Source organism: Brevibacterium permense (assembly GCF_013280495.1).
Taxonomy (GTDB): Bacteria; Actinomycetota; Actinomycetes; order Actinomycetales; family Brevibacteriaceae; genus Brevibacterium; species Brevibacterium permense.
The window spans coordinates 25,565-39,525 of sequence record NZ_JABSSX010000019.1 but is presented as its reverse complement, the minus strand read 5'-3'; the positions used below and the strand labels follow the sequence as shown (position 1 = coordinate 39,525).

The following is a 13,961-nucleotide window of genomic DNA, read 5'->3' as shown; positions in this document are numbered from 1 at the left end:
AGGTCGATAGTCCGGCGTGACCGTAAGCTGGGAGCGCGGGGTGCCGGAGTGGTGCTACCGGATCCCCGCGCTCCTGCTACCACTTCGTTCCACGCGTGCTACCGAATGCCGCTTCCCTACAGTTGCTTAACGACATTGCGGTGGCGCGGATGAAAGGGATGTAGGACGATTTGGGACGCTTCTTCGGTGAGGCATCGACGTGGCCGACGCTGGCCAGTAGACGGGCGATCGTCGCCGGCGACGGGATCGTCGTGGCCGGGAACGTCTCGGAGATTGCGGCCTCGTAGTAGATCGTGCGGGGGCCATAGTCCCATCCGTCGGCTTTGAGTTGCTTGCGGATTCGGACGAGTTCATTGACGACCTGGCGACCGTATCGCCGGGCGGGTTGTTTCGGAGCTCGCGACCGGGGATGCAGCGCCGCGGTTGATTCTTGTTGGGTGCGGGTGCGGATCTTATAGAAGGCACTACGTGAGATTTTGTGGGCGCGGCAGAACTCGGTTGTAGGGAAGGTGCATTCGGTAGCACCTTCCCTACAGTCAATTACATAGCCTGGCTATGGGGCAAGGTCACGAACGCAGACGACCCCGAACACCGCTTTTCCGTGTCCGGGGTCGAATAGTGGAACCGTTCGGGTCACTATGTGAGGTTTGCGCTCCAAAGCTCCTGTCGGCCGCGTCCACGGCGAGCGAGCATATTCAAATCACTACCCGACTGGCAGCACATTCTCATCCCCAAACCATTCTCTTGCCTGCCTCAAAGCACCCGGACTCGGCGCGTGCGCATACACAATGAGATTCTCCTTAGCCCGACTGCAAGTAACGTACAGCATCATTCGAGACCGTGACTCTACGCTGCCATCACTATCGGGCGCTCCCAAAAGTTTATCGTAGTTGTACATATTCCAACCGCCGTTATCGAGTGATACAAAGACATTGTCCCACTCGGACCCCTTAACCCCATGCTGAGTTGAGAATGGAGAAAAATCCTCGACGTAGCTATACAAAGCCGCAACTTCGTCAAAAGGAACTTCGAACACTCTTGCACACCGATACGGATGCCGCTTCTGAAAATCCTGGACCGCGTCCCTGCGGATTACCAAGCCAGAAGAATCCGCGTAGTCCACCACCTCACCCACGGGCTTACCACCCGCAGTGCTCAGCCAATCGAGGTTCTGCGCAAGTCGTACGCGGTCCTCTATACTTGTCACACGAACCGACATAGACCTGATTATCGAATTGAAACTCCCCTGGGAATACTGCGCTCGAATAAACTGAATGGCCATCAAATGGTTGATCAAAGGGTCGCGCTTTTCTCCTCTGTCCCGATCGTCCAGCTCAGATACCTTCTTCGTACCAAGCAGCCTGTCAGAGTTCACAGAAGTCGTAACCAAGTCCCGGAAGGTATAGCCGTAAGCGCGGGACAAGAGATCAGGATCATCGTCAAAGGCTCGCTGTTGGCTACGCGTCGGAGCGGCGATATCCGTGTTGGCCCCGATCACCTCGCCAAACGTCATGTCGCGGTCGACCGACACACCTATCTTCCCTAAGGCTTTATCAATCGTCTTCGCATACTCCACAGCCCGGTCCTTGCTATAGATTTCCATAAGCCGAGGAAAACTGTTCTCCCGAGCGATAGCAGATTTACCAAGATAGAGCAGCTTCGTATGCTCAGACGAGGTGAAATCCCACGAGCTGCAGTAGGGCAAACCTCTAAGTGCAGAAATGTCCAGCGGCTTATCGTTCGTATAAATGAAGCGAGCAGTACCTTCTTTACCATAGTTAGGAGCATCCACATCAACGGCTTGAACTTGGATCAGCCCATCCGTCCGCAAATTCCCTATTAGTCGCATAACAGCAGCGGGATTTCGCCGATTATGACGCTTAGTGATAAGCTTAATGCGCTGATTATCCAGCGCGCGCTTCACCACGTCCCGGCTCTTGCCACCCTCGTGAATAGCCTGCTCGCCGTCTCCAAAAAATCCAACCCTGAGGCTACGGTGCGCGGGTTTAGGAAGCACCTCGAGTAGTATTTCCAGAACATCAACCGGAGTGTCCTGATATTCGTCTACCAGCAAATAGTCATACAAGTCGCCCAAGATTTTTGCAAGAAGAGGACAATCCTCAAAAAGGGAACGAGCAATCAGTAGCACTTCCGCATGTGAAACATGACACTCCTCCAAACTAAGCCACTCTTTGTATCGAATAGGATGCTCCCAGAAATCAGTGCCGACGGGAAGATCCAGACTAGTTCGAATAACCGAGTTATTCACCAGATTAGTTAATGCCTGCCGAATATTCTTCTGAAATCGGCGAATCAATTCCCATAGGAATTCGTGAATGGTGAATACCTGGAGACCTGGGATTGCAAGCCTATTCCGAATCTCATTGACCGCGACGTTAGTATAGGTGATGCAGACTATGCTTGACTGGGGATTTTCAGCATACACCTCCCTAATGAAGCTCTCCATAGAGTGAGTTTTTCCGCTACCTGCGCCGCCCGCCATGAGAAAATCACTACGTGCACGAACATGGTCTAGAGCCTCAAGAACTTCCTCTTCAACGATTCCCATTAGACATCCCTCAACCAGCGCAGACCTTCAGAAATATACAACGGTATCCGCCAGGTCGAATCCGGCTCTCCGCTGTTAACGCCAGCATATATTACATCGAGAGCAAAATGAGTCTTCTTATGTATGCAATTTTCGGCGAGATCGTACGCGCTGTGACCCTCTTCTGAAAACATTCTACGATTCTTGAGACCTCGAAAATCGCTTATGTGTCTTTGGATAAATTCTCGATTGATGTGAATAAACGCGTCCTCATAGCTCCGCGCCTCGTAACCATCCTCCTTACCTTGATAGGCGACGAACAGACTTGGATTTTTCTTTGAAATTTCCCACGCACCGCTTCGCTTTGAGAGTTGCTTTTCGGCTCTGGGACGATGCCGAATACTCTGAATATTTCCTTTATCTCGATCATTTACATTTGAAAGCCGAAAGAAATGCCTGATAGCGCTGTTGGTTGTATGGGTACTCTCATCAACGGGTGCACTGATCAGATGCTTTTTTTTATCTTCCCCTATCTCGACCTTAGCGCTGTCTATATCGGTGATAATCAATGCTTTAAGTCCAGTGAATTCGATGAACCTGTCGAAGATCTGGGAGTGGGCACCCACCTCTACGACTGAAATATTCTGAGCACTCAAAGGTGACGATGGATCCTCGTCTTCCATGTCAATCTTTTGCATCATAGCCCGCATCAGAATGCGCTCTGTGTCCCCCTCAATAAATACTGCTTTGTCAGCGAAGAACAGCTCGGCCCTGGTCAGAGTCAAGTACTGCTTCAGAAAATGGTACTGCTTGGGGTCTTTCTCGTACATTGCCTCTAGATCGGTCATATTTCGCGCTTCAACATGATCGCCTATTCGACGAAAGTATTTGATATCATCAAAATCGCTCTCTGCCGTAATGTGGGATGAATGAGTTGTCAGCACAGTCTGAAGTTGCAGCGAGTGTGTCTCGTTATTCTCTCGAAGCAAATCCTTGATCTGCCTGATAAAGATATACTGAAGTTGGGGATGAGTATGTGCTTCCGGCTCTTCGATTACTAATAGGTTAATGTCAGCTGGACCCGAGTCGGTCTTCGATCGCATACGGAGTATTCGTATCTCAATTTCCATGATAATGGCAATTAGGTTTAGATATCCTAGGCCATTATGGTCCTCCGGCAGTAGTGTATCTTGATCGCCATACTTCACTGTAGTGCTATCGCGGAGAAGACCCGTTGGCTGGATCGTTGAAATTATATGTATGTCTTCAGTTGCGCCAGCTAACACACCAAATTTTTTAACTTTTTGGATAACGTCCTCAAAGACGCTTTCGTAAGTTTCAGTGAATCGTCGATCTGTAACGGCGGCCTGGGCAGCCAGTTGCAGAAATGCGTCGCTGGCCTCGTTACCGCCGGTGCGGTCGGTAAAGTACTGACTCGAAAGATGAGAGAGGGCGCGACCTGAAGCGCTCCCAGATCTGGTTGCGTCCCGGTTCTCCACGGATCTTCTCGCGCTCACGTACTCGAGATTCAACACTTGACGGAGAGTCTGGAGTTCACCCGTGAGGTCCGCAAGGTTGCTACTATCTTCCGGATCGAAAGATATGATGCTTCTGGTCAAATAGTCGTTTAGACTCTTTTCTAAGAAGCGTTGCGCTTCATTCTTCCGCTCAAGCCCATCAAGTGGACTGTCGAGCGCCGCTTCTATCGACGATAGATTGCTATAAAACTCTTCATACAGTCTGAAAAACTGCGCCTTGGTAATTTCGGTTTTGAACTGAAGGTATACGTTGCGCGCTTCGGGCGATAGGTCCACCATCAGTTTCGACAAATTTCTCAGGTTATCCGATTCGTCATATCTAATTTCAACAGTCAAAGTAATACTGAGATCCGTCTCCGGGAGCGATGGTTTATCAACCAGAATGTTCGACAGCAGGCATTTCTGGGTGGCGATGGAGAAATCCTCAAAAGAATATTGCTGAGCACCTGATAGCGAGGATTTCAAAATATTGAGGAGTGATGTTTTCCCGGTATTGTTCTTTCCGATGATTAGTGATAGTTCGTCGCGCAACTCTAGCTCAAAGTTGTCAAGTAACCGGTATCCAGACACTCTGATCTTGTCTATCTTCATCGATATTCTCCTAGGCAGTGTTTTAATATGGATTTTTACATCACTTCGCGACAAGTCGAAGAGTTGCCGTCCTTCCGACTCAATATCGATGTGTCCGGCTACCTTGAACTATACGTGACGTTTCCCAATTGTCACGGACTCGGACGAAGACCATGCATGTCAGAATTGGAGTCTGCTTCGGTACAAAGCCGTGATCACTGGTCGACGCCGTATCCGTTCGGGGTCGTATTCTGGGCAAAACGGAAAACTCGCTCCGTACGATGCCAGAACGGGTCTTCGGATGAGAACCTCAGTTCGTTCAGCTTCCGGTGCCCGAGACTGCGGTCAGGTGCGCGCGTGTTTCGTCGAGCATGGTAGTTTCACGGAGTCTTGCACCCTGCATGAGGACTCGTACGCCTGGGTTACCCGCCGAGATACCTGGTAAGTTGAGTCGAACGCATGGCCTCCCTTTCTCGGACCGAATATCTAAAGGGGCCTCGCCGTTGGCGAGGCCCCTTTTTCTGGGTGAGAAGCCAAGATGGGCAGAGAACCCAAGCCGCATAACCACGGGCAGAACGCCAACAGGCGTTATTGCGTGGAAACTGACAAACTGACACTTGCAAACATGCAATTACAAGTATCAGTTTGAAAGTTTGACCTGCGCTCCGCCCGCTCAGCTCCCAGCGTTCGCATCCGCAGTCAGGTGGGCGCGCGCCTCGGCGAGCATGGCCTCGCGGGTTGCGATCTTCACCCGCTCACGCCCCTCGGTCTCACCGAAGGCCTTCTCCGCGGCCTCGAGCCGGTGATAGCCCTCCCAGTCCGTGAACTCGACGCCCTTCGACTCGAGCAGCTCGACGATCGAAGACTCCTCCGGGTACACGGGTTCGGTGAGCGCCCCGGCGGCCTGATCGTCGAGGATGTGCCCGATCGTCTCGAGCGCATCACCCTTCGTATGCCCGATGAGCCCGACGGGCCCGCGCTTGATCCATCCGGTCGTGTACACGCCGGGGATGACGTCCGCCTCGGCGGCCTGGCCCTGATCCTCGGCGTCGACGACCCGCCCTTCGTGATTGGGGATGACCTTCTTGGCCTCGTCGAAGGGCAGCTGCGGCAGCTGCGTACCCGCATAGCCGACCGCCCGGTACACGGCATCGATGTCCCAGTCGTGGAAGTCCCCGGTGCCGTTGACGCCACCGGTCCCGTCGAGCTCCTGACGTTCCGTGCGCAGCCCGGTCACCCGATCCTCGCCGAGGATGGCCACCGGTGCGTGCAGGAAGTGTAGGTGCAGACGCCGCTTCGCCCCGGTCTCCTCCCGCATCGCAAAGTCCGTGAGCGTCTTCGTCACCTGCTTGACCTGGTTGCTCGACTCGATGGACTCGAGCGAACCCTGATCGAACTCGTAGTCCTCGGGATAGACGATGATGTCGACGTCGTCGACCTGACCGAGTTCACGCAGCTCGAGAGGCGTGAACTTCGCCTGCGCGGGACCCCGGCGGCCGAAGATGTGGACATCGGTGACCTTCGAGGACTTCAGGCCCTCATAGACGTGATCGGGGATCTCCGTGGTGTGCAGGTCATCGGCCTGCTTCGCGAGCACCCGAGCCACGTCGAGCGCGACATTGCCGTTGCCGAGCACCGCGACCTTTTCCGCGTCCAGCGGCCAGGTCTGGGCCACATCGGGGTGGGAGTCGTACCAGTTGACGAAGTCGGCGGCCCCATAGGAACCGGGCAGCTCGATGCCGGGCAGCGACAGCGGTGCGTCGATGAAGCAGCCGGTGGAGAAGATCACCGCGTCGTAGCGGTCGGTGAGCTCGCCGAGGTTGATGTCGGCCCCGTATTCGACGTTGCCGAACAGGCGGATGTCACCGCGGTCGAGGACCTTGATGAGCGCATTGATGATGCCCTTGATCCGCGGATGGTCGGGTGCGACTCCGTAGCGGACGAGCCCGAAGGGTGAGGGCAGGCGATCGAACAGGTCGATGCTCAGTTCCAGATCGTGTTCGGCCTTGGTCAGCAGGTCAGCGGCATAGATTCCGGCGGGACCGGCGCCGATGATGGCCACTCTGAAGGGAATAGTAGGCATAGCTTTCCTTGGTCAGTCGTCGGTGTTCTGCGGCGGCAGAGCTGCGATGAAGGGATGGTCTTTGTCGACGGCCCCGTGGGCGGCCGCTCCGCCCGGGGAGCCGATGTCGTCGAAGAATTCGACGTTCGCCTTGTAGTAGGCCTCCCACTCATCGGGCACATCGTCTTCGTAGAAGATCGCCTCGACGGGGCACACGGGTTCGCACGCCCCGCAGTCGACGCATTCGTCGGGATGGATGTAGAGGGAGCGGGTGCCTTCGTAGATGCAGTCGACCGGGCATTCCTCGATGCAGGCTCGGTCCTTCAGGTCCACGCACGGCTGGGCGATGATGTAGGTCATGGGTTCCTCACGAGTTCGGATGACGATGCGGCAGGCTCGGTCGCCTGCGTGAACGCACCATCGGCGTAGGGGCTCAAGGTCACGACATCACCGGCGACGATCACGGCCGGTGACCGGACGCCTCGGCGAGCCGCGCGGAAGGCGATGTCGCCGAGGGTTCCGATGGTCACTCGTTGGTTCTCACCGAATCCGTCTTCGACGATCGCGACCGGGCAGTCGTCACCGCGCCCGGATCGGGCGAGCACCATCGCCGAGTTGATGAGTGTGCCCACTCCCATGAGCACGACAACGGTGTGGTCGCGTCCCCCGCCGATCTCGCCCAGCTGGTCATGGCCGGTCGCGACTGTGTACGAGGTGGCGACGCCTCGGTGGGTGAGCGGGATTCCGGCGACCGCGGGAACGGAGTTCGCGCTGGTCACCCCGGGAACGACGCGGACGTCGACTCCGGCGGCCCGGCAGGCGATGACTTCCTCTCCCCCACGTCCGAGGACGAACGGGTCCCCGCCCTTGAGACGGACGACCCGACGGCCGAGCTTCGCCTGTGAGATGAGGATGTCGTTGATCCCGCTCTGCGGCACCGGATGGTGCCCCGGCAGCTTGCCGACGTCGATGATCTCCGCATCGAGGGGTGCACCACGATCGGTTTCGAGCTGATCGATGACCGATCGGGCGCCGAGGCGGTCGGCCACGATGACATCGGCGCGTTCCAATGCGCGCAGACCGGTGACGGTGAGCAGTCCGAGATCGCCCGGTCCGGCACCGACTAGCAGCACGGTGCCGGGCTGCTGTGGGAGGAAGAGTGTCATGACTGGTCCTCGGTGGATTCGGGGGTGGGGGCCGCCTCGGGGGTGTGGATTCCCGCAGCGAGGGTGTTGCCTGTCTGCGGGTCGATGACGACGAAGGCTCCGGCCGTGCCGTGGTCGCGGAAGTCCGGGACCGGCAGCTCGGCCGACAGCTTCACCCGGGCCAGGCCGATGTCGTTGCCGGCGAGCACCTCGGCGACCTCCAGTCCGGAGGTCTCGAGGTTTCGTTTGGCCTCGATGGTGACGATCCCCTTCACGGTCGTCGTCCCCGTCTTGATGAGCACCCGGTCCCCCGTGCGCAGGCCCTCGGCCGTGAAGGGGAAGACCTCGGCGCGCAGTTCCCGACGCGGGGCGGGCAGGGTGCCGGCCGCGGCGATGACGCTGCCACGAGCGGTATCGACATCATCGGCCAGCCGCAGCGCCACCGACAGCGGCGCACTCGCGGTCTCGAGGGGACCACTGGCGGTATCGATGCCGGTCACCGTCGTTTTCAGCCCGGCAGGGTGGATCTCGATCTCATCGCCGAGGCTGACCCGCCCGGCCGTGATCTGTCCGGCCACCGCCCGGTAGTCCCGGAATTCCTCGGGGTCGAGTCCAGGTGCCAGTCCCCCCTGCGGACGCAGCACGGTCTGGACGTCGAGGCGGAAGGCCTCGAGATCGGCGGTGTCCTCGTCCGCACTCGGCAGGGTCTCGAGGAGTTCGAGCAGTGCCGGACCCGTGTACCAGGGTGTGTTGTCCGAGGTGGTGGCGACATTGTCCCCGGCCAGCGCGGAGATCGGAATGAGGTGCGGGGTCTCGAGGCCGATCTCGTCGGCGAGTGACTTGATGTCGTTCTCGACCGTCTCGATCGCTGCCTGGTCGTAGTCGATGAGGTCGATCTTGTTGACGGCGATGATGACGTGGCGGATGCCCAGTCGGGAGACCACAGTGAGGTGCCGGCGGGTCTGTTCGGTCGCGCCGGTGCGGGCGTCGATGAGGACGACGACGGCATCGGCGGTCGAGGCTCCCGTGACCATGTTCCTGGTGTACTGCACGTGTCCGGGGCAGTCGGCGAGGATGAACGAGCGACAATCGGTGGCGAAGTACCGGTAGGCGACGTCGATGGTGATGCCCTGTTCGCGTTCGGCCCGCAGACCGTCGGTGAGCAGCGCGAAGTCGAACTCACCTCCCAGGAATCCGCGTTCCCGGCTGGTCGCGGTCACGGCGGCGAGCTGGTCGGCGAGGATCGCCTTCGCATCGTGGAGGAGCCGGCCGACGAGCGTGGATTTCCCGTCGTCGACGGATCCGGCGGTGGCGAACCGCAACAGCGTCTTCGTCGTCGTGTCCAACGTCGGCGTCGCCTCGGTGGTGGTTGTTTCGGTGGTGGTTGTAGTCGTCATCAGAAGTACCCGTCCTTCTTGCGGTCTTCCATCGCCGCGGCCGAGATCCGGTCGTCGGCGCGAGTGGCACCGCGCTCGGTCACAGTGGTGGCGGCCACCTCGGCGAGGATGGACTCGAGGTCATCGGCGCTCGATTCGACGGCCCCGGTGCAGCTCATATCCCCGACGGTGCGGTAGCGGACCTTCTTGGTCGTGACTGTCTCGTCCTCGCGCGGGGTGGAGAATTCGCCCGTGGCCCACCACATGCCGTCGCGGGCGAAGACTTCGCGATCGTGGGCGAAGTAGAGCTCGGGCAGTTCGATGCCTTCGCGGGCGATGTAGCTCCACACGTCGAGTTCGGTGAAGTTCGAGATCGGGAACACGCGTACGTGTTCGCCGGGCAGGTGGCGGCCGTTGAAGAGGTTCCACAGTTCGGGGCGCTGGCTGCTGGGGTTCCAGCCGCCGAATTCGTCGCGAAGGGACAGGATGCGTTCCTTCGCGCGTGCTTTGTCCTCGTCGCGGCGGGCGCCACCGAAGACGGCGTCGAACGTTCCGCCGGTGATGGCGTCGAGCAGCGGCTGGGTCTGCAGGGTGTTGCGGGTCCCGTCGGGGCGTTCGCGCAGGCGACCGTCGTCGATGTAGTCCTGGACCTTCGCCACCGTGAGGTCGAGGCCGTACTTCTCGGCGGTTTCGTCGCGGAAGCGGATGATCTCGTCGAAGTTGTGGCCGGTGTCGACGTGGAGGAGACCGAACGGAATCTTCGCCGGCCAGAACGCCTTCGCCGCGAGGTGGAGGACCGTCACGGAGTCCTTGCCGCCGGAGAACAGCAGCACAGGACGTTCGAACTCGGCGGCGACCTCACGGATGATGTGGATCGCTTCGGATTCGAGAACGTCGAGGGTGGACAGGGAGGTGTTCTTCGGGTTGGCCGGTGTCGCCTCGGGGGCGCTGTGGGTGTCGTTGTTGAACTGGGTGTCGATGCTCATGTGTGGAGTCCGCATTCTGTTTTGGTCGATCCGGCCCAACGGCCGGCGCGGGGGTCTTCCCCTTCGGCGACGGGGCGAGTGCAGGGCTGGCAGCCGATCGACGGGTACCCCTGCGACAGCAGCGGGTTGACCGGAACTTCGAAGGCGCGTGAGTAGTCGAGGAGGTCATCGAAGGACCATGCCGCGAGAGGGTTGACCTTGACGAGTCCGTTCTTCTCATCGAAGGTGATCAGCGGTGTGTTCGTCCTGGTGGGAGCCTCGTCACGGCGGACTCCGGTGAACCAGAGTTCATAGCCGTTCAGCGATTTCTTCAGCGGTGCGACCTTGCGGCGGGCGCAGCACAGGCCCGGGTCGCGGGCGAAGAGATCCTTGCCGAACTCGGCGTCCTGCTCTTCCACGGTCTGTTCCGGGAGGACATCGACGATGTGGACGTCGACACGGCGGGCCACCTCGTTGCGGGTGTCATAGGTCTCCCGGAAGTGGTAGCCGGTGTCGAGGAAGAGGACGTCGACGCCGGGCTGGTACTGGGCGACGTAGTGCGGCAGGGCGGCGTCGGCCATCGAGCAGGCCACTGCGCAGGCCGCGGTGTCGAAGTTCCGGGACACCCAGCGGATGACGTCGGCGGGGTTGGCCTCGGGAACGCCGTTCTCAGGGTCACCGGCGAGTTCACGGGCACCCGCCTCGGCGAGGGCCTTGAGCTCCTCGACCGGACGTGGTTCGGGGCGGGACTGGGTCGCTGCTCCTCCCCTCGCCGTGGTTGCGGTTGCGGCTGGGGTTGCGGTTGTGTCGGTGGCGCTCATACCAGTTCCTCCTCGTCAACACGGTGGGCCCATTCGGAAAATGTTTCGGTCTCCCCGCGCCCGGCGAGGAAGCGGCGGACGAGCTTCTCGACGTAGTCGCTGAGGTTCTCGGCGGTGACCTTGAGTCCGCGGACGGTGCGACCGAGTCCGGCTTCGTCGCGGTCCTTCGAGGCCAGGCCTCCGCCGACGTGGACCTGGAATCCGGAGACCTGTTCGCCTTCGTCGGTGGTGACGATCTGGCCTTTGAGTCCGATGTCGGCGGTCTGGATGCGGGCGCAGGAGTTCGGGCAGCCGTTGAGGTGGAAGCTGATCGGGTGGGGCAGCTCCTCGATGTCGGCGAGGCGCTCCTCGAGCTTCGTGATGGTGTCAGCTGCGGTCTGCTTGGTCTCGACGATGGCGAGTTTGCAGTATTCGATGCCGGTGCACGCGATCGTCGAGCGGCGGAAGAGGTCCTTGCGACTGGAGAGACCCAAGGCGTCGAGTTCGGCGACGACGGTTTCGACGTCCTTCTCCTCGATGTCGAGCAGCAGCACCTTCTGGTGCGGGGTCGTGCGCAGCCGAGTGGATCCGTACTTCTCAGCGAGGTCGACGAGTTGGCCGAGCAGCGTGCCCGAGACGCGACCGACGACGGGGCTGACCCCGATGTAGTAGCGGCCGTCGGTCTGCTTGTGCACGCCGACGTGGTCGCCGGCGGTGAGCGGCTTGGCCGGTGCCGGACCGTCAGCGAGTTTGTATCCGAGGTATTCGGTCTCGAGGATTTCGCGGAACTTCTCCGGACCCCAATCGGCGAGCAGGAACTTCAGGCGGGCCTTGTTGCGCAGGCGGCGGAAGCCGTAGTCGCGGAAGATCGAGGTTACGCCCAGCCAGGTCTCGACGACTTGGTCGGGGGCGACCCAGGCGCCGAGGCGTTCGGCGAAGCGGGGGACGACTGACAGGGCGCCGCCGACCCACAGGTCGTAGCCGATGCCGTGTTCGGGGTGTTCGACGGCGACGAAGGAGCAGTCGTTGATCTCGTGGACGACGTCCTGGCTGGGGTGGCCGGTGATCGCGGTCTTGTATTTGCGCGGCAGGTTCGACAGGCTCTGGTCGCCGATGTAGCGACGGGAGATCTCTTCGATCGCCGGTGTCGGGTCGATGAGTTCGTCGGCGGCGATGCCGGCCACGGGTGAGCCGAGGATGACGCGGGGGACGTCGCCGCAGGCTTCGGTGGTCTGCAGGCCGACGGCTTCGAGGCGGCGCCAGATCTCGGGCATGTTCTCGATCTCGATCCAGTGCAGCTGGATATTCTGGCGGTCGGTGAGGTCGGCGCTGTCGCGGGCGAATTCGGTGGAGATGTCCGCGATCGTGCGCAGCTGCTCGGTGGTGAGCTTTCCGCCGTCGATGCGGACACGCAACATGAAGTATTCGTCTTCGAGCTCATGCGGCTCGAGCTTCGCGGTGCGGCCGCCGTCGATTCCGGGTTTGCGCTGGGTGTACAGGCCCCACCAGCGGAAGCGGCCGTGCAGGTCGTCGGAGTCGATCGAAGAGAATCCGCGCTTGGCGTAGATGGTCTCAATCCGGGCGCGAACGTTGAGGCCGTTGTCTTCGGCCTTGTCGATCTCGTTTTTGTTCAACGGTTCATGGCCGTCGATCTTCCACTGCCCATTGGACTTCTTCGGGCGGGCGGGCCGCTTATCGGCTCGTTTACCTGACGTTTCCTTGTTCTCTTCCACCTTAGTGGACATTGCTGTCTCCAAACGCTGAGGGGAACCAGTGATGAATCACGGTACATGAATGCCGAATTGCTCAACAAATTTCCGAAGGGTTTGTGTCACGAAGTGACATCTGGCGTCACGGCCCGCCGTGGACGCGGTGGGTGCCACCTTCCGCGGGTGTGGTCAGGCGTTGAGCATGTCCGCGACATAGGCGTGGGGTTGGACGCTTTCGCGGATGCCTCCGCTGACCCGATCGCGGACGATGTCGACGAGCCGGGGCGGCACGGCGGCGCCGCTGCTTCCGTTGGTGAGCAGCGGCGGGGATAGGACACCGGACGAATCACTGCCGCCGTCGACGAGTTTCCGTGCGAGGTCATCGAAGAATCCCGGCGCCAGCAGATAGTTCGCGAGCACGGGTCGGGCGCCGCGACTCCGACTCTCCGCGACGAGATCTTTCAATGGCACTCCCCCGCCGGCGAGGAAGCCGACCTCGACGGGACGCTCGAGCTCTGCCGCTAGCAGCCTGCCCATCTCGCGGCAGGACTCGTTCGCCCGCTCGTCGCTCGAACCGGCGGCGGCGAGGATGACCTCGTCGTTGTCCCGCAAGGGCGGAAGTCGATCGGCGAGGATCTCTGCGAGCCTCGGGTCGGGCCCGAGCGTGGGCGTTCGTCGAACGTCACGGCCGGATTCAGCGGCACGGCCGGCCGCCTCGGCGAGGTCGACGTGGACGTGATACCCCGGGGAGAGCAGAAGCGGCACGAGGATCACCGGACGGTCGGCGGGCAGGCGAGCGATCACCTCGTCGACGTCGGGTTTCTGGACGTCCACGTGGCCGAGCATGACCTCGTCGGCAATGCCGCGAATGCGCAGGTCTGTGGCGATCTCTGCCGCGAGGACCTCGATGAGGACCTGGCCGGTCGGCGATGAGGTCCCGTGGGAGATCAGACCCACCGACGGCAGCCCCGTCACGGTCGCCCCCGCACGGGTCCCTGCGCCCGACATCTCGCCGATTCCGACGCCCGACTCCTCGCAGGAACCGGGTGTGCCATGGCCATTGCGCAAATTGATTGCTCAACGACTGACTGACCGGGGCGAGCAGCTTTCAACATTCTTGAATGCATTGCCACAGCGTAACCCATCAGTGTCAACGCCGCATACAGGCTCGTCATCGGCGAAATTTCGCCATCTGGCGTCATCTTTCGACATACGGCGACCGAGTTCGTAGGATTGCGGATGATTTGC

At 60.1% G+C, this 13,961-nt stretch carries 10 protein-coding genes and 1 pseudogene; all 11 read right to left on the bottom strand.

Annotated features, from left to right (window positions below; all coding sequences use genetic code 11):
• Nucleotides 1-127: 127 nt before the first annotated feature.
• A pseudogene (locus HK353_RS15920) lies at nucleotides 128-499 on the bottom strand (transposase family protein); the annotation flags it as partial.
• 204 nt (nucleotides 500-703) lie between these two features.
• Nucleotides 704-2,569 carry a UvrD-helicase domain-containing protein gene (locus HK353_RS15915; RefSeq protein WP_173157748.1) on the bottom strand — a complete coding sequence of 622 codons (1,866 nt, stop codon included), beginning with the start codon at nucleotides 2,567-2,569 and terminating at the stop codon, nucleotides 704-706.
• Nucleotides 2,569-4,677, bottom strand: a complete 2,109-nt coding sequence (locus HK353_RS15910; RefSeq protein ID WP_173157746.1) for an ATP-dependent nuclease — start codon at nucleotides 4,675-4,677, stop codon at nucleotides 2,569-2,571. Before HK353_RS15910 ends, HK353_RS15915 begins: the two co-directional genes overlap by 1 nt.
• A gap of 652 nt (nucleotides 4,678-5,329) precedes the next feature.
• Nucleotides 5,330-6,739, bottom strand: a complete 1,410-nt coding sequence (locus HK353_RS15905) for an FAD-dependent oxidoreductase (RefSeq protein WP_173157744.1) — start codon at nucleotides 6,737-6,739, stop codon at nucleotides 5,330-5,332.
• Between the two features lie 12 nt (nucleotides 6,740-6,751).
• A complete protein-coding gene (fdxA, locus tag HK353_RS15900; protein WP_173157742.1) occupies nucleotides 6,752-7,078 on the bottom strand; it encodes a ferredoxin in 327 nt (108 codons plus the stop codon).
• Nucleotides 7,075-7,884, bottom strand: coding sequence for a uroporphyrinogen-III C-methyltransferase (gene cobA / locus HK353_RS15895; RefSeq protein WP_173157740.1), 810 nt, complete (start codon nucleotides 7,882-7,884; stop codon nucleotides 7,075-7,077). The genes fdxA and cobA overlap by 4 nt, the downstream gene beginning before the upstream one ends.
• Entirely contained in the window at nucleotides 7,881-9,260 is a 1,380-nt protein-coding gene (locus HK353_RS15890) for a sulfate adenylyltransferase subunit 1 (RefSeq protein ID WP_173157738.1), read from the bottom strand. Before HK353_RS15890 ends, cobA begins: the two co-directional genes overlap by 4 nt.
• Nucleotides 9,260-10,225 carry a sulfate adenylyltransferase subunit CysD gene (cysD, locus tag HK353_RS15885; protein ID WP_173157736.1) on the bottom strand — a complete coding sequence of 322 codons (966 nt, stop codon included), beginning with the start codon at nucleotides 10,223-10,225 and terminating at the stop codon, nucleotides 9,260-9,262. Before cysD ends, HK353_RS15890 begins: the two co-directional genes overlap by 1 nt.
• A complete protein-coding gene (locus HK353_RS15880) occupies nucleotides 10,222-11,025 on the bottom strand; it encodes a phosphoadenylyl-sulfate reductase (RefSeq protein ID WP_173157734.1) in 804 nt (267 codons plus the stop codon). Before HK353_RS15880 ends, cysD begins: the two co-directional genes overlap by 4 nt.
• Nucleotides 11,022-12,749, bottom strand: coding sequence for a nitrite/sulfite reductase (locus HK353_RS15875; RefSeq protein ID WP_173157732.1), 1,728 nt, complete (start codon nucleotides 12,747-12,749; stop codon nucleotides 11,022-11,024). Before HK353_RS15875 ends, HK353_RS15880 begins: the two co-directional genes overlap by 4 nt.
• Nucleotides 12,750-12,902: 153 nt before the next feature.
• Nucleotides 12,903-13,781: a sirohydrochlorin chelatase gene (locus tag HK353_RS15870; RefSeq protein ID WP_245396091.1), complete on the bottom strand. Its 879-nt coding sequence runs from the start codon at nucleotides 13,779-13,781 to the stop codon at nucleotides 12,903-12,905.
• Between the last annotated feature and the right edge of the window lie 180 nt (nucleotides 13,782-13,961).